At 43.7% G+C, this 16,382-nt stretch carries 16 protein-coding genes; 7 read left to right on the top strand and 9 right to left on the bottom strand.

The annotated features are described in order from the left end of the window. Nucleotides 1-70: 70 nt before the first annotated feature. From trpA to AB4298_RS05405, 6 genes are all read right to left on the bottom strand, one after another. Nucleotides 71-880: a tryptophan synthase subunit alpha gene (gene trpA, locus AB4298_RS05430; protein ID WP_371985949.1), complete on the bottom strand. Its 810-nt coding sequence runs from the start codon at nucleotides 878-880 to the stop codon at nucleotides 71-73. A 10-nt stretch (nucleotides 881-890) separates the two neighbouring features. Beyond that, nucleotides 891-2,090 (bottom strand): tryptophan synthase subunit beta, encoded by a 1,200-nt coding sequence (gene trpB / locus AB4298_RS05425; protein WP_371985948.1) that lies wholly within the window; start codon nucleotides 2,088-2,090, stop codon nucleotides 891-893. A gap of 85 nt (nucleotides 2,091-2,175) precedes the next feature. Beyond that, nucleotides 2,176-3,603, bottom strand: a complete 1,428-nt coding sequence (gene trpCF, locus AB4298_RS05420; RefSeq protein ID WP_371985947.1) for a bifunctional indole-3-glycerol-phosphate synthase TrpC/phosphoribosylanthranilate isomerase TrpF — start codon at nucleotides 3,601-3,603, stop codon at nucleotides 2,176-2,178. Nucleotide 3,604: 1 nt separating this feature from the next. Continuing rightward, nucleotides 3,605-4,663 (bottom strand): anthranilate phosphoribosyltransferase, encoded by a 1,059-nt coding sequence (gene trpD, locus AB4298_RS05415; RefSeq protein ID WP_248999201.1) that lies wholly within the window; start codon nucleotides 4,661-4,663, stop codon nucleotides 3,605-3,607. Between the two features lie 4 nt (nucleotides 4,664-4,667). Then, on the bottom strand, nucleotides 4,668-5,282 hold the full coding sequence (locus AB4298_RS05410) for an aminodeoxychorismate/anthranilate synthase component II (protein ID WP_248999200.1): 615 nt from the start codon (nucleotides 5,280-5,282) through the stop codon (nucleotides 4,668-4,670). Then, entirely contained in the window at nucleotides 5,279-6,862 is a 1,584-nt protein-coding gene (locus AB4298_RS05405) for an anthranilate synthase component 1 (RefSeq protein ID WP_248999199.1), read from the bottom strand. Before AB4298_RS05405 ends, AB4298_RS05410 begins: the two co-directional genes overlap by 4 nt. A gap of 717 nt (nucleotides 6,863-7,579) precedes the next feature. On the opposite strand from AB4298_RS05405, the gene AB4298_RS05400 reads away from it, so the two are divergent. From AB4298_RS05400 to AB4298_RS05385, 4 genes are read left to right on the top strand one after another with little or no spacing between them, the layout of a single operon-like run. Then, entirely contained in the window at nucleotides 7,580-8,314 is a 735-nt protein-coding gene (locus AB4298_RS05400; protein WP_371985946.1) for a DUF1538 family protein, read from the top strand. Continuing rightward, a complete protein-coding gene (locus tag AB4298_RS05395) occupies nucleotides 8,315-9,100 on the top strand; it encodes a DUF1538 domain-containing protein (RefSeq protein WP_248999197.1) in 786 nt (261 codons plus the stop codon). Then, a complete protein-coding gene (locus tag AB4298_RS05390; protein ID WP_248999196.1) occupies nucleotides 9,090-9,440 on the top strand; it encodes a P-II family nitrogen regulator in 351 nt (116 codons plus the stop codon). The genes AB4298_RS05395 and AB4298_RS05390 overlap by 11 nt, the downstream gene beginning before the upstream one ends. Next, complete coding sequence (locus tag AB4298_RS05385) at nucleotides 9,437-9,844, top strand: CBS domain-containing protein (protein WP_248999195.1); 408 nt, start codon at nucleotides 9,437-9,439, stop codon at nucleotides 9,842-9,844. The genes AB4298_RS05390 and AB4298_RS05385 overlap by 4 nt, the downstream gene beginning before the upstream one ends. A gap of 91 nt (nucleotides 9,845-9,935) precedes the next feature. Here AB4298_RS05385 and AB4298_RS05380 read toward each other — a convergent pair whose 3' ends face one another. From AB4298_RS05380 to AB4298_RS05370, 3 genes are all read right to left on the bottom strand, one after another. Beyond that, the gene (locus tag AB4298_RS05380; protein WP_371985945.1) at nucleotides 9,936-10,292 is read right to left on the bottom strand and encodes a glutathione S-transferase N-terminal domain-containing protein; all 357 of its coding nucleotides are present in this window, start codon (nucleotides 10,290-10,292) and stop codon (nucleotides 9,936-9,938) included. 89 nt (nucleotides 10,293-10,381) lie between these two features. Then, nucleotides 10,382-11,035: a Type 1 glutamine amidotransferase-like domain-containing protein gene (locus AB4298_RS05375; RefSeq protein WP_371985944.1), complete on the bottom strand. Its 654-nt coding sequence runs from the start codon at nucleotides 11,033-11,035 to the stop codon at nucleotides 10,382-10,384. 149 nt (nucleotides 11,036-11,184) lie between these two features. Continuing rightward, nucleotides 11,185-14,322, bottom strand: a complete 3,138-nt coding sequence (locus AB4298_RS05370; protein ID WP_371985943.1) for a DUF748 domain-containing protein — start codon at nucleotides 14,320-14,322, stop codon at nucleotides 11,185-11,187. Between the two features lie 364 nt (nucleotides 14,323-14,686). Here AB4298_RS05370 and AB4298_RS05365 point away from each other — a divergent pair, with 364 nt between their 5' ends. From AB4298_RS05365 to AB4298_RS05355, 3 genes are all read left to right on the top strand, one after another. Beyond that, the gene (locus AB4298_RS05365) at nucleotides 14,687-15,394 is read left to right on the top strand and encodes a DUF445 domain-containing protein (RefSeq protein ID WP_248999191.1); all 708 of its coding nucleotides are present in this window, start codon (nucleotides 14,687-14,689) and stop codon (nucleotides 15,392-15,394) included. 145 nt (nucleotides 15,395-15,539) lie between these two features. Then, a complete protein-coding gene (locus tag AB4298_RS05360) occupies nucleotides 15,540-15,899 on the top strand; it encodes a VOC family protein (RefSeq protein ID WP_371985942.1) in 360 nt (119 codons plus the stop codon). A 66-nt stretch (nucleotides 15,900-15,965) separates the two neighbouring features. Then, nucleotides 15,966-16,310, top strand: a complete 345-nt coding sequence (locus AB4298_RS05355) for a 5-carboxymethyl-2-hydroxymuconate Delta-isomerase (protein ID WP_248999189.1) — start codon at nucleotides 15,966-15,968, stop codon at nucleotides 16,308-16,310. Nucleotides 16,311-16,382 lie beyond the last annotated feature (72 nt).

The following is a 16,382-nucleotide window of genomic DNA, read 5'->3' as shown; positions in this document are numbered from 1 at the left end:
ACAGAATCGAGCTGACAAATAAAAATAGCGCCATAAGGCGCTATTTTTGTATCTGCTACTCGGTTATTAACTAACGTGCAGTTGCCGCTTTCATATTACGGGTAAATTCAGCAAGGGCGCTTAATAGCGCGGATTCGTTGTCTTTATTGGCTTCAATAATTTTAACCACTGCTGAGCCTGAAATCGCGCCAGCTGCGCCAGCATCAATCGCCTCTTTGACTTGAGCTGGTTCGGCAATACCAAAACCTAATAGTGGCGGCGCGCCATTAAATTCTTTCAGACGATTAAGAATATCGGTAATTGGCATGCCCGCTTTTGACTCTGTGCCTGTTACTCCTGCGCGCGATAATAGGTAAGTATAACCTTCACCTTTCTCGCTCACTTGCTTAAGCGTATCGCTATTAGCATTTGGCGGAGCGATAAATATTGGGCACACGCCGTGAGCTTTTGCTGACTCGATAAATGGTGCAGCTTCTTCCACTGGCACGTCAGCAATCAAGACTGAATCAACACCAGCAGCTTGGCATTTGGCGTAAAAGGTATCGACGCCATTCGCGAACACTAGGTTGGCGTACAGTAGCAGACCAATTGGTAGCTCAGGATATTTAGCACGGATGCTGGCTAACATCTCAAAACACTGACTTGGTGTGGTACCAGCAGCCAAAGAGCGTAAATTAGCGCCTTGGATAACAGGGCCGTCGGCGAGTGGGTCTGAAAACGGGAAACCGAGTTCTAGAGCGTCAGCACCGTTTTCGACTAAGGTGTCGATGATTTTAAGCGATAGCTCAGGCGATGGATCACCTAAGGTAACGAATGGCACAAATGCGCCTTGGTTTTTTTCATTTAGGGCGGCAAAGGCTGCCTGGTAACGTTGACTCATTGCCACTCTCCTAGTTGTTTTGCTTGTTAGTTTGTTGCTCTTCAAGGATGTCCGCAACCGTGAAGATATCTTTGTCGCCGCGGCCAGACAGGTTAACCACTAAAATGGTTTCTTTGGTCGCCTCTTTGGCAAGTTTTACTGCGTAAGCTAAGGCGTGAGCAGATTCAAGTGCTGGGATAATGCCTTCACTGCGTGCCAATAACTGGAATGCTTCTAGTGCTTCATCATCGGTAGCCGATTCGTAAGTCGCGCGGCCTGTTGAGGCAAGGTGCGCGTGCTGCGGCCCAACCGATGGGAAGTCAAGACCGGCTGACACTGAGTAAGATTCCTCGATTTGGCCTTCACTGTCTTGCATTAGCGGCGCTTTCATACCAAAGAAAATACCGGTTTTACCGTGTTTTAGCGGCGCGCCATGCATAGGAGTATCAATGCCTTTACCGGCAGGCTCAACACCAATCAAAGCGACCTCTTCTTCGTCAATAAAGTCGGCAAACATACCAATTGCGTTAGAGCCACCGCCAACACAGGCGATAACCGAATCAGGCAAACGGCCTTCACGCTCAAGAATTTGACGCTTAGTTTCTTCACCAATCATACGCTGGAATTCACGCACAATTGTTGGGAATGGGTGTGGACCTGCAGCCGTGCCAAGTAGATAGTGGGCTTTATCGTAGCTACCAGACCAGTCACGCATCGCTTCGTTACAGGCATCTTTCAAGGTAGCTGACCCCGATGTTACCGGAATAACTTCTGCGCCCATTAGCTTCATTCTAAATACGTTTGGTGATTGACGCTCAACATCTTTGGCGCCCATATACACTTTACATTTAAGCCCCAGTAATGCGCAGGCTAGGGCGGTTGCTACGCCGTGTTGACCCGCACCTGTTTCAGCAATGATCTCTTTTTTGCCCATGCGCTTGGCTAGCAACGCCTGACCTAATACCTGGTTAGTCTTGTGAGCGCCGCCGTGTAGCAAATCTTCACGCTTTAGATAGATTTTAGTTAGCGGGTTAGGGCTTAAATTACGGGTTAAAGTCAACGCGGTTGGACGACCGGCATAGTTCTTTAATAGCTCGGTAAATTCCTGTTGAAAACTTTCATCTTGTTGGGCTTCAATAAAAGCGCTTTCAAGTTGCTTAAGCGCTGGCATTAAAATCTGCGGTACGTACATACCACCGTATTCCCCAAAGTATGGGTTTAACTTACTCATATTCTTATCCTATTTCTTTTCAATTTGTGGTCACAGGCGCTTGGGGCATATGACGATAATTTTGTTTGCTTCAGTTCTGCTCAGTTTAGTACTGACGCAAAAGCTTAAATGCTGCGCTAATTTTGCTAGGATCTTTAATGCCAGGGCTTTGCTCAAGGCCTGAGTTAAAATCTAAGCCATAAAATCCTTGGCTAGCGGCTAACGCTGCATTTTCTGGGCTAAGCCCACCTGCCAGAAGTGCTAGCTCTTTACTCGGGAGTGTCTTTTGCCAATCGAAGCTTTGGCCTGTTCCACCAAATTGACCATCAGATTTACTATCAAACACAACGCGGTCAATACCTGCTGGAATGTCTAATTGATTGTCACTTGCTACATCGACAGCAACCGCTTTCCATATTTGAGTGTGACTGTTGTGTGTGGCTAATATTGCTTTTAAGGCATCAATTTCGAGGGCGGTTTCTTTGCCGTGCAATTGCACGGCAAATAGATTTAATTCAACTGCGAGTTTGGCAATCACGTCAGCTGCTTCATTAACAAACACGCCAACTAAATTGAGTTTAGTGCCACTTTGCGTCAACTGTTCAACTAGCTCTTTGGCCTGCTCGGCGGTTACTGCACGTGGTGATTTTTGCGCAAAGATAAGGCCGCCATAAATGGCACCGGCTTTTGCCGCTGCCAGCATATCTTCAAGGCGAGTTAAACCACACACCTTGTTATGGCCAAAGGTTAATGTACGGCAAGCAAGGTCTAAATCATCTTCTGCCATTAACGAGCTGCCAACTAAGAAGCCATCAACTAAAGGTGCTAAACGGCGAACTTGGGCTTGGTTATAAATACCTGATTCGCTAATCACCACTCTGTCGGCGGGAATATGCGGTGCAAGCTCTTCAGTTGTTGCCAGATCGGTAGACAAGTCGCGCAGGTTACGGTTATTAATCCCAATGATCTTGGCATTTAGCGCAATGGCGCGAGTCAGCTCAGCTTCATTACTGACTTCAGTTAAAATATCGAGTTGATATTTAGCAGCTTCGGTGGCTAAGGCTTGATAACGGCCGTCATCAAGTACCGATAGCATTAATAAAATGGCATCTGCGCCTTGATGTGCGGCCAATTTGACTTGGTATTCATCAACGAAAAAGTCTTTACACAAAATTGGCTGAGTGACGCGAGCACGAACCCTTGGAATGTAATCCATGTCGCCTTGGAAGAACTGCTCGTCGGTTAATACCGAAATACCCGCTGCGTAGTGGTTGTAGACGTCGGCGATAGCGTCGACATCAAACACATCACGGATCAGCCCTTTCGATGGGCTGGCTTTCTTACATTCTAAAATAAAGCCTGCATTTGGCACTTTAAGGGCATCAAATAAGCTTCTGTCAGACACTTTGGGCGATAAGTCATTTTCAGCAAAGCGTTGCTTGAGTGAGGCTATATGCGCAGCTTTGGTATCGACAATTTTAGTCAATACATTGCTTTCTTTTATTGTGGGTGCGTCTCTTAAATCGGTGCTCACATTAAGCTCCTTTACTGGCTTGGCTAGCGTCGCTAAGTTGAGTTAATAGTTGGTAGGCTTTACCGCTGTTAATGGTGTCTAATGCTAACGCGGTACCTGACTTAATGTCTTCGCAAACACCTGCCACATAAAGGGCGCAGCCAGCATTGATGGCAACGGCATTCATATGGGCGCTTTTACCTGTGCCTTGTAATATGGCGCGGGTGTACTCGGCATTCTCTTCTGGTGCGCCGCCTTCTAAATCGGTTAGTTGCGCTTCTGGTACACCAAGCATCGCTGGAGTAATGCGGTACTCTTTGATTGCGCCATCTTTTAGTTCATTGACTAAGGTCTCACCGTGTAGCGCCACTTCATCAAGACCACTGCCGTGAACCACCATGGCGCGTTTAATGCCAAGGGCTTTTACGACCTCAGCAATAGGTGCAACCAGTTCAGGGCTATATACACCAAGTAACATAAAGTCAGGGCGAGATGGGTTAATCAGCGGCCCTAGTACATTAAATAGCGTGCGGGTTTTAAGTGCTTGGCGTACAGGCACTGCATGAGCCACGCCGCCGTGATAATGGGGCGCAAATAAGAAGCACAGACCTAGCTCATCTAAGCAGTCACGCGCTGTTTCGGGTGCCATGGTTAAATCGATACCAAATTGCGCCAGTAAATCAGATGAACCGGATTTGCTCGATACACTGCGGTTACCGTGTTTAGCAACCTTAGCACCAGCAGCCGCTGCGACAAAGGCTGCAGTCGTTGAGATATTAATGGTGTTATGACCGTCGCCGCCTGTACCAACAATATCGACGATACCTTGATTTACAGTTGATTCGCTCGGCGTTGGAAAAGCTTTAGCCGCAGCGCGCAGAGCATCGGCGGCACCGGATATTTCATCAATGGTTTCACCACGCATTTTCATGGCAACGAGCATGCCCGCCATAGTGACTTCGTTCATTTCGCCTTGAATTATTTGGCTAAATAGCGCTTTAGCTTCTGCGCGAGTCAAGCTGTCACCCTGATAAAGTGTTTCGATAAGGGCTGCTGTCGGTTTGATTTCTATTTGAGTCATTATCTTATCCTCTGTCTTTATCTTGGCTGTTTTCATTCAATGCGCGTGATAAATAATCTAAGCTTTGTACTAATAACTGGCTACCTAAAGTCGTTAAAATTGACTCTGGATGAAACTGGAACCCAACCGCTTTATCTTGGCGGTGAATAATCGCCATTGGCATCTCTTCAGTTGTGGCAATGACTTCTAAACAATCTGGCACTTGGGTTGCGACTAAGCTGTGATAACGAGCTACAGGAAGCGGCGAGGGTAAGCCGCTAAAGATATCCTCACCGTTATGAAATGTTGGGCTGGCTTTACCATGCACCACTTGGGCTGCACGCTCAACTTTACCGCCGTAATGCTCAACTAAAGCTTGGTGGCCAAGGCAAATTCCTAGCATAGGCACTTTGCCAGCGACACATTCAATTAAGGCCATTAATGAGCCTGCTTCATGGGGGGCACCAGGTCCCGGTGACAACACTAATGCTGCAGGTTCAGTTTCGTTTAATAGCTTGCTGGCAATAAAGTCTGCATCAACATTGTTACGGTAGATCACGACTTCATAGCCTAGGCTTCTGAACTGATCCACTAGGTTGTAGGTGAATGAGTCGAAGTTATCGAGTAGATAGATTTTCATAGTCCACCTCCCATTTTAATTGCTGAAATAACTGCTTGAGCCTTTTGACGCGTTTCATCGGCTTCTGCTTGTGGATCTGAGTCGAACACCACGCCTGCACCCGCTTGAATAAAGGCGGTACCCTCTTTGACAAAAGCGGAGCGGATAACAATACAGGTATCCATATCGCCTAGGCCGTTTAAGTAACCCACAGCGCCGCCATAGCTGCCGCGGCGAGTTTTCTCTGCGCCGCGAATAAGCTGGGCTGCGCTGACCTTTGGCGCGCCAGTTAAGGTGCCCATATTCATGCAAGCTTGGTAGGCGTGCAGTGCATCTAAATCTGTGCGAAGTTGACCGGTAACACGGCTAACAAGGTGCATAACATGGCTGTATCTATCGACTTTTAATAGCTCAGGTACTTTACGAGTTCCGCTTTGGCTGATGCGGGCGATATCGTTACGAGCCAAGTCTACAAGCATTATGTGCTCTGATAGCTCTTTCTTATCAAGGCGTAGCTCAAGCTCATTGCGGCTATCGAGATCGAAATCGATTTCACCGCTGGCAGTTTTTCCGCGCTTGCGGGTGCCGGCAATCGGGTAGATCTCGACTTGATTGGTTTGTGCTTCGTATTTGAGCGCACTTTCTGGGGAGGCGCCAAATAGGGTGAAGTCGTCACCGCGAAAGTAGAACATGTATGGGCTTGGGTTTGTCAGTCTTAAAGCGCGATAAGCGCCTAATGTATTTGGACAAGGTAGGCTGAAACTGCGTGATGGCACTACTTGAAAAATATCTCCGGCGATGATGTGTTCTTTAAGACCATTAACGGTATCTTTAAAGTCGTCATCTGAGATATTGACTTGAGTTTGGGCTTCAACAGCTTGTAACTCAGCTACCGGCGCCAATGAGTGGCAAGCTTGTTGGAGCTCAGTCATACGTTTAGCCAGTGACAGGCTAACGCTTTCAAGTGGGCTTTGTGCTGGCTGAATAAACTGGTGAGTGACGATTTCAGCGCTTTGTTGCTGATGATCTACAAGGATTAAGGTTTCGGCTAGATAAAATAGGTAATCAGGGCAGGTGTTGTCACCTTCAGGCACACTTGGCAGTGGTTCAACGGTATCGATTAAGTCATAAGCAAGCACGCCGCCTAAAAACATGTCTTCAAACTCAGGTCTTTCATCGCAGCGGATATGCTTAACCAACATTCTTAAGCCATCAAGGGGAGAGGTCGACTTTAAACGTGCATCCTCATCGAGTTGGTTAGCGTCTTTCTGTAAGGTAAGGCTTAAGCTCGATTCATCGCAATGATTAATTTCAGTGGCTGGAAAGTCTTTTTCAAAGAACGACTTTATTGGGGAAAGCAGTGTCTTACCGTTATCTGTTAACGCGTTAAACTTGAGCTGGTAACCGTCACAGCGAATTTTCATGGCCGCGTGAGTCAGTAAGATACTCTTTAAGTGGTCTTTACTGTCAATTTCAGCAGATTCCAGCAGCATAGTATGAGGGGCGTTTTGAGTCACATGCTGGTATAAGCGCAGCGGATCATCGTGATAGGCCAACTGCTGTTTTTGAGTGACGACTTTAGCGATAGTATCAGTTGTCATGCTTATGCTCCTGCCTTGTAGGGTAACGCATTATTCATTGTTTTATCTCAGTTTATCTTAAGCCTGCTGCTCTGGGATTTCTCTCTTCTTGCCGATTTATTTTCGTTTAGATACAAGAAAGCCCGCAGAGTCTGCGGGCTTTCTTGTTGAATCTTGGCTCAATGTTTTGAGCACACAGTTTCACACCACCCGCTAAGTTGGGAAGTGCCACCACCAATTAATGTTTTGGAAAGTTGTAAACTGTGTCATTTAAAATTCATCTTGTTTGTTTCAGTGACTATATAGAAACATTTGCAGGTGAAAGCTGTCAATTGAATATTTCTGTTTTTGGCTGATCTTTATCAAATAGATGAAAACTTCTACAAATAGCGCTTGGAATCAGCTGAATTTAATACCTTGTGAGTGAATTCTGCTAATAAATAGAGTTATTGATATTAACTAAATGTACATCTGCAGCAAAAAGCAGCTTTGATTGAGGCGAAAACGTTCTACATCTTTGTTAGTTAATGAGGAACTGGTGCATAAATTAGTTGTTTAGGATGTTAGTCGAATATATTCGTGCATTTTAGTGACATATTTTTCTGTATGTATGGCAGGAGCTTGGTTTTTAAGTCGGAAAATTTGATCTAGCGCATGCTTAGTATAATGGTTGTTAATTACTTGTTGAGTTCTTTGCTGGGTTTGGCACACTGAAATTGTCGCCCACAAGGAGTGAGTATGGCTTCAATTCATCAATTATTTAAAGCGCTATTTAGTAGCTTTAAAGATTTAATTCCTATCATACTCGTCGTATGTTTTTTTGAACTTTTTGTGCTTCAACAAGCTCCTGACAATCTATTTTCTATTTTAATTGGCCTAATTTTTATTGTAGTCGGATTGACTTTCTTTGTATTCGGTTTGGAAATGGGATTGTTTCCTATTGGTGAGTCACTAGCGCAAGCGTTAGCTCGTAAAGGAAGTATCTTTTGGCTGGTGATTTTTTCATTTTCCTTGGGATTTGGTACCACATTAGCTGAACCTGCTTTAACAGCTGTGGCTAACGAAGCTGCAGAAGTTGCTGCTGAAGCTGGGGCGATTAAAACCTCAGAGGAGTCGATGGATAGTTATGCTATGGGTCTAAGGTTAACGGTAGCGTTATCGGTTGGCTTGGCTATTTTGCTTGGTGTAGTGCGGATCTTAAAGGGTTGGCCAATCCATTATCTGATTATTTCAGGTTATATCATTGTCATGATCCTGACTTCATTTGCGCCAGAAAACATTATCGGTATTGCTTATGACTCTGGTGGAGTAACAACATCGACTATTACCGTGCCTTTGGTAACTGCGCTAGGTGTGGGCCTTGCTACGGTAATTAAAGGCAGAAATCCAATGTTAGATGGGTTCGGACTTATTGCTTTTGCCAGCTTAATGCCGATGATTTTTGTGCTGGTTTACGGGATGGTGGTGCTTTAAATGGAACTGCTTCAGCAAGTCATCGATACGCTGCTGGTAACCATACGCGACGTGGTGCCTATTGCTGTTATCCTATTTGGTTTCCAACTTGGTGTGCTTAAGAGGCCTGTGGCCAACTGGCGCAGGGTTGCGGCAGGCTTTGTATATGTGATTTTAGGCTTAAGTTTTTTTCTCGTAGGGCTAGAGATGGCGCTGTTTCCTATTGGGGAAAGTATGGCCGAACAGCTCACCTCTCATGAATTTATTCACAAAGATGACTTACACAATACTGTAAATGTTTGGCAGGACTATTACTGGGTTTATATTTTTGCTGCCGCGATAGGCTTTAGTACTACAATTGCTGAACCATCGCTTATTGCGGTTGCGATAAAAGCCAATCAAGTGTCTGGTGGCACTATCAGTATTCAAGGTTTGCGGATCTCAGTGGCTATTGGGGTCGCTTTTGGAATTGCGCTAGGTTGTTTTCGTATTGTGGTCGGCGATCCTATCCATTACTACATAATGGCTGGCTATGTGTTGGTAGTTATTCAAACTTTTTATGCCCCAAAGACAATTGTACCTCTGGCTTATGATTCTGGCGGTGTGACAACTTCAACGGTGACGGTGCCATTAGTCGCGGCTTTAGGGCTAGGTTTAGCGACAAATGTCGAGGGACGTAATCCGTTGATTGATGGCTTCGGGCTTATTGCCTTTGCTAGTTTATTTCCAATGATCACTGTGATGGGCTACGCCCAATTAGTGGAATTAAAAAAACGAACCCAAAAGGAGCGAGATAATGCGCTTTAAACTGATTCTGGTGTTTATTGACGATGCCTGCACCGATTCGATTCTAGAAGCTGCGCGCAGCAAAGGGGCTACTGGCGCCACAGTGATCAACCACGCTCGTGGTGAAGGGTTAAAAAAGCAGAAAACCTTTATGGGGTTATCGTTAGATATTCAGCGAGATGTAGTGTTGTTGCTGGTCGAAGAACATCTTTGCCGAGCCATTTTAGAAACGGTAAGCAAAGTAGGGGAGTTTGATAGTGATTCAGGAAAAGGCATTGCTATTCAAATTGATGTAGAGGATGCCGTCGGCGTTGCGCATCAGGTGCAAAAGCTGAGCCGTGATATTGAGGACCAAATATGAATAATCGTCACCCTATCAAAAACCATACAGTAATGAGCCAAGAATATGCAATGGTTGATGGCTTACAAACTGTTGCTGAGGCCATTGAGCTTGCACTTGAAAACAAAGTAAATGTGCTATTTGTGAATAAGCGCAATGACGATGATGAATATGGCATGGTGCTAATGAGTGATATTGCTAAAAAAGTGTTGGCCCAAGACAGATCGCCTGAACGAGTTAATGTGTATGAAATCATGGTTAAGCCAGTGCTATGTGTGCCTGGCACTATGGATGTACGCTATAGCGCACGTTTATTTGACCGATTTGGTATTACTAAAGCACCAGTTGTTGAAAACGGCAAGATTGCTGGACTTGTGAGTTATCACGATATTGTGCTCAAAGGTATGATAAATAGGTCGAGTTGACGGCATATTTTAAGCATTAATCAGTCTTGAAATAAAAAGGCAGCATATTAATGCTGCCTTTCGCGTTATAAAATTTGAATAATTAAGTTGCTTAAACGAACTTTTTATCAAGAAAACCGATGATCTCAGATGATTCATACATCCAAGTTGATTGACCGTTTTCTTCAATTTTCATGCATGGTACTTGTAGTTTGCCACCGCCATTTAGCAACGTGCTCTTATGTGGCTCTTGCTTGGCATCTAAGGTTACTATGTTCAAACCTTGACGACGTAATGAGCGACGTACTTTTACGCAAAATGGGCATGCTTTGTATTCGTAAATAGTCATGTTGCTGGTGGCGTTGTCGATTTTTTGTTGTTCTTCTGCCGGACGCTTTAGTTTCTTAGGCGCAAAAACAAAGTTTAAAAACAAAATGATACGTCCTAATACCCAACGAATGATAAACATTAACTACCTCTGATGTATTGATACTCGCGCCGATTTTAACTCAAGCGTTACAGGGTTGAAAGTATTGATTAGAGAACTTTACAGCTGTTTTACGCTATAGCCCAATGAGGTTGCCCATATGAAAGGACCCTATTATCGATAACCGCTAGCGCTTCGTTATCGGCACATAAGCAAAGTTGTTGGCTAAAAGATGAAACCTGTTGTTTGAAGTCACCTTGTTGTAAAAGTTGGGCTGAGATATGTGGAGCAAATAGAAAGTCGACAAGATTTAATGCCGTTAGATCTGTTAGGTCACAATGGTTGCTATCACCACAAAGTACAGCACTGCTAATATTAGGAGTCATAATCATTGCGCCAGCACTGACGCCAATAACCGCGCCGCCATTAACCACAAATTGTCGTAATAAGGGTAATAAGCCTTTTTGCTTAAGGGCGGCTAAAAAGCGAAAAGTATCGCCGCCAGACAGATGAATAGCATCACATTCCAGTAAAGCCATTAGGCTGCTTTGCAAAAAGCCCGATTCCAATTCAAGGTAGACTGATAGGTCAGCGCCAAGCCGTTTATATAGCAGCTGAGTTTGTTGATAATACTCTCGCGTAGGATCTGGCTGTGAGGCGATATAGCCTATTTTGATGGTGCCGCCGTTGTTTTCTGCATCGGTAGTTATGATTTCATTGAGTATAGATTTGATTGCCTTGTGGGCATTTTCGCTATTGGGGTCACTTAAAAAGGCGAGCTTCATCTTCAATCCTTTGAGCTTATAAACGTGTATATAAGACTAACTTAGCGTTAAGAACCGCTATTGTTAAGACGATTGAATCGAAAGTCCTTAATTTATAGAAAAAAGCACGCTATTAAGCGTGCTTTAGTGTTTAACAATAACTTGTCTAGCTAATTTGCTCCGAGCGTTAATAGTGCTTGGCTTGCGCCTGTATTAAGTTCTACTCGACTATCAAGCAGGAATACACGCTCTGGCGCGATACTTTTTTGTTCGATTAAATACCCTTTTACTGCTGCTGCACGAGACTGTGCTAGTAGACCTAAAGCTTCCTCGCTGACACGCTGTTTAGCTAAGCAGAGATTATACAGCGCGATGTGCCAGCGTTCAGTGACTTGCTCGTCATTGAGTTTTTGCTCGTCTTGGTGCTCAGCTTCAATTTTATCTTTCACTAATTCAGCTGAGCTGCCAATTTCAGTTTCATATAACGAAATCAGCGCTGCAGATAAAGCCCCATCAGTAGGGTAACGACTGGCTGATAGAGCTTTTGGCAATGCTGAGGTCTCCATTTTGGCGAGCTGCGCTAATTTGCTTTGTAGTTGCTGCTCGCTTAATGCTTGACTGTCGTCAATCATACTAACGCCGCCTTCAACATTTAACGTTAGCATAGGTCTATCGCCTAAGCCTTTTGCGAGCTTATCTAGTGTATCGACTTGCTTAGTATCAAGACTAGCAGCGCCCGCGGCAAAACTGATTTTGTCCAATTCATCGTCATCAGCACCAAGTAAACCCGCAAGTAAGCTAAACGGTGCGGTAACGGCTTTGGTGATCACATTGGTAAAGGCTGTCATCACGATACTGCCGATACTAAAGCTTGGATCATCTACGTCACCAGATACTTGCAGGCCTAAGTCTATAACGCCATGTCGGTCTTGCAGTAAGGCAATGGCTAAGGTGACAGGTAATGTTGTAGCAAGGCTGCTATCGCTTGGCTTACCTAGTTTTAATTGGTCGACCACTAAGTGGTTATCACCCACAAGTTGGTTTTTATCCAGTTTATAATTGAGATCTAACGACAGTAAGCCTTTGTCTATGTAGTAGCCTGCATAGGTGCCTGAGTATGGATTGACTGATGTCAGCTCGACATGCTTAAAACTTAGGGCGAGATCGAGATAGGGCTGCGCAAGTAATGGATTAATATCGCCTTTTAAGCTAACTGGGGCATAACGATCAATTTTCCCTTTAATATCAACTGAAGCAGTTTGTTCGCTGCTAGAAGATAGTTTACTGATCTCACCATCTAAATGCTCAATACTGGCAGCAAAGTTTGGCGTTAATGAATTATCAGCAAAGAAAGTCGAACCATCTTTGAAGCTTATTTTGTTGATTGTAAGCGCTAAAGGCGAGGCTGATTCATTTTGTTTGCTCGATACCTTAGCTGCTACAGTTGGTGTTTGTTTAGCGTGACTCGTCGTTGTTTGTTCACCAGCTGTTTGCTCTGTGACAATTAAGTCACCGATATTGGTTGTTTTATCTTTGGCAATAATAATGCGCCCAAAAGGCTTATTAAGCGCAACATGGTCAATACTGAGGCTATTAGCTGCTCGGTCAAAGGTAAGCTGGTTGATTGTTAATGCTTGCCACTTTAGGAGCTCTTTTTTTTGTACTGTGTCTTTTATCAGTAAATCATTAACATCTAAGGTACCAGAATACGTCGCTTGCTCTGATTTTGCATCAAACGTAACAGCTCCTTGGGTGCTGAACTCACCTTTTTTAAGGCTGATATTGATATAGGGACTTAAGTAATCTTGCAGTTGTGGTAATGCAAAGTCTAAGACGGCAAGCTTAGCGTTGAGCGTTTGTTTGATAGCATCGAGATTGCCACTTGATTTGATTTTCCCCTGTTGATTGATATTGAGGGACAGCTGGTAGTCGATAGGGGTTTCAAGATTGGCGTTAATACTACCAGTGCTAAAGGCGATATCATCTAATTGCCATTGAGTATTTTTAGTCAGTAATTGCTCACTGATATTAACTTGATAACCTTTAAGCTCGATAGCATTTAAAACAGCATGCCAACGGCTAGGCACTGTTGCTGATAACGCTTGAGGAGTAGCTGCTTCCTCGGCACTCACTTTTGGCTGTTGACTTGTACTGTTTGTTGATGCTTGCGACTTGTTCGATGCAACTGGCGTAAATAGCTTAACTAAATCGACGCCGTTGTTATTTAGCTTCGCATTGACAATAAGCCCTTGAGTATCGAGTAACTCAGCACTAACAGATTGCTGATTAAGATCAAAATCAATGCCTTTTAAAGCAATCATAGGTAGCTTAATTATTGATTGTTTTTGGTAGTCAAAATTAATATCGCCAAATTGTATTTCGCCTTGATTGGTGGTTAATTTCAGTTGTTCATCTTGCAGCTTTAATTGGTAGTGACTCGATAAGCTGACATAACCAGATGTCAGTGCAGGCGAGAATTGCTCAGCAATAAATGACCAAAACTGAGGAAGCTGTATTTTGGTTAGCTGCAGATCGCCAACGATGTTAAGAGGAGACAGTTGTACCAAACCTTGCGTCGCAATCTCTCCGCCTTTACGGCCAGTAATATGGATAGCATAGTGGTTGGTTTGTTGCTCGTTGCCGAGATTATTAAGCGAAGTTGCAATGGCATGTTTTGAGTCAAAAAATGCAACGTTGAGATTGAGCTGCGGGTAGTGCAACTGGCTATTGGTCACCTTATCAACAAAGTTAAGGTCGGCACTCACTATGCTTAAGTTGCTGACAATAAAATGCGGAATACTGGCAGATTTTTGCTCGGAATTGGCCTCTAAGTTATCGGTTTCAGCCTGCTCTTTAGCCCGATTTGCGAAGGTATCTATGATGTCGGAAAAGTTAAAGCGTAATGCCCGCTTAGTAGCAAGGCGCTCAATATTCGCACTGGGAGCTGTTAGCGTAACATCGGCGATACTAAAGGCGGTGTTATACAGAGAATTCCAGAATTGGTATTCGAAGCTTAGCTGGTCAAAACCGATAAAGTCTTGATTATCAGTTTCTTTGATTTTGAATTTATCAATGGCTACTTCAAGCGTAAATGGGTTTATTTTAACGCTTTTAAGGGTAACAGGGCGCTGCAACAACGATGACAATTGTTTTGGAGCTTGTTTCACCAGTACATAGGGAACCAAAAGGCCAAGTATTACGGTAAAACTAAAGTAAATAGCACTCAGTATAATGAGCAGACGCTGATATTTTGGACGTTGGCGATAGCTATTAAGGAGTGGTTTAAGCAACTTATTGATAAAAGACATACTAACCTTTGTCGATTCGTTTATGGCGGAGTGCTTGTCATGCTAACAGCGACGTTAAAAGTACTGTTTGTTAAAGCCTGATACTTGCCCTACTAATTTTAGCTTCATTATCAGGTAAACGACTCTTGGATCATAATATTTTCTATTAAATCCCTTTAAATTATTAACGTATGAAAACAGTTGTTACAAACGCACTTTTGTTGTGAGCGATTTATCCATGGAGATAGGGGAGTTAACTACACAAATCCATGAGTTGGCGTTAATTGATCTTAGTGGAATGAAATAAGCGTGATGCTGACTATTGCTTCGGGTCTTTCTTGATTGATACCATAGCGCGTTTTCGATCTTGCTTTGGGGAATTAGCTTGAATAAAAGTGTTATTACTAATCTGCTAGCGGCCATTTTGGTTGCAGTGGGTTATTTGTTTGCTCTGCCGATTGTATTAACTGTTGGTTTGTTTGCGCTTTCTGGCGCGGTAACCAATTGGCTTGCGATTCATATGCTGTTTGAAAAAGTGCCAGGCTTATACGGTTCAGGTGTTATTCCGTCACGCTTTGAAGAGTTTAAAGCTGCAATAGCCAATTTGATGATGAAACAGTTTTTTACTGAAGAGAACATTGACCGATTTCTTTCTGGCGAGGGCGGAGTCGAGAAGCAACTTAACCTACAGCCTGTGATTGATAAAATTGATTTGTCACCGGCCTTTGATGCGTTAGTTAAAACGGTTGAGCAATCGTCACTCGGTGGCATGTTGGCAATGTTTGGTGGCAGTGATGCTATTACACCATTACGTGAGCCTTTTATTGAAAAAATGAAAAGTTCATTAAGCGAAATTGCCCAAAGTGACGATTTCTATGCGTTGGTAAAAGCCGAGCTTGAACAGCCGGATATGATTGCCGATATGCGCGCAAAAGTTGAAGAGATTGTGACGCAGCGACTCGATGAACTGACGCCACAGCTTGTTAAAGAGATTGTACAAGAGATGATCCGAGAGCATCTTGGTTGGCTTGTGGTTTGGGGCGGGGTATTTGGCGGCTTGATAGGTTTAGCGGCAGCCTTGATCCAAGGTTAACAGCTAAATAATTAAAACCATATTAAGGGAGCTAAGGCTCCCTTTTTTATTGCGGTGAATTGATGAGAAAGCTGCTAATGTTGGAGGCTGTTATTCGACGCTGATTATGTTTTAATCATTAAATAGGTTTGAAAAGGAGGCGGAGATGCAACATCGTAATCAACATCATAGTATTAATTATTTAGAGATCCCTGTACACGATTTGGATAAGGCTAAAGCCTTTTTTAGCCAGGTTTTTGCTTGGCAGTTTGTTGATTATGGGCCCGAATATAGCTGTTTTATTGACGTCGGTATTACAGGTGGATTTTTTGTTAGTGATATGTCCTTTACCTGCGCGAACGGCTCTCCACTTATTGTTATTTATTCTGCACAGCTTGAAGTTACCCAAGATAAAATAACTGCCGCAGGCGGCGAGATAAGCCACAGCATTTTTTCCTTTCCTGGTGGTAGGCGTTTTCACTTTATCGATCCTAATGGCAATGAATATGCTGTTTGGTCTGAGTAACACTTATCAAAGCGCTTTATTGCAAACCAAAGTATGAGCTAATATTAAATATAAGAAGAGTTAATTATGCCGCACTGCACCATTGAGTATGCCGCCCCGTTAGCCGATGTATTGTCGGTAGAAGCTTTAGTGACTGCGTGTCATAGAGGATTAATTGAGTCTCAGCTGTTTGAACCAAGTGCTATTAAAACTCGTGCACTGCGCTGTGACTATTTTCAAGTTGGTGAAGATGAAAGCGGCAGTTTTATTCATCTCAATATTGCGATTATGCCAGGCCGCACTGATGAGCAAAAATCGCTGCTGCTTGAACGAGTATACGATGCTATTGCTCTTATTACCTCTGCAGTCAGTAGCGTTACGATAGAAGTCGTTGATATACAGCATAAGCATTACTTTAAAGTGTTAAATTAGCGAATAAAGTGAGCTATTTACACGTTCTAGAATAAGTGCGTTAGCAAAAAATATACCCAATAAAAAACCACT

The organism is Shewanella sp. 10N.261.52.F9 (assembly GCF_041471165.1).
Lineage (GTDB): Bacteria > Pseudomonadota > Gammaproteobacteria > Enterobacterales > Shewanellaceae > Shewanella > Shewanella marinintestina.
The sequence above is the reverse complement of the archived record's forward strand: the minus strand, read 5'-3'. Positions and strand labels throughout refer to the sequence as shown.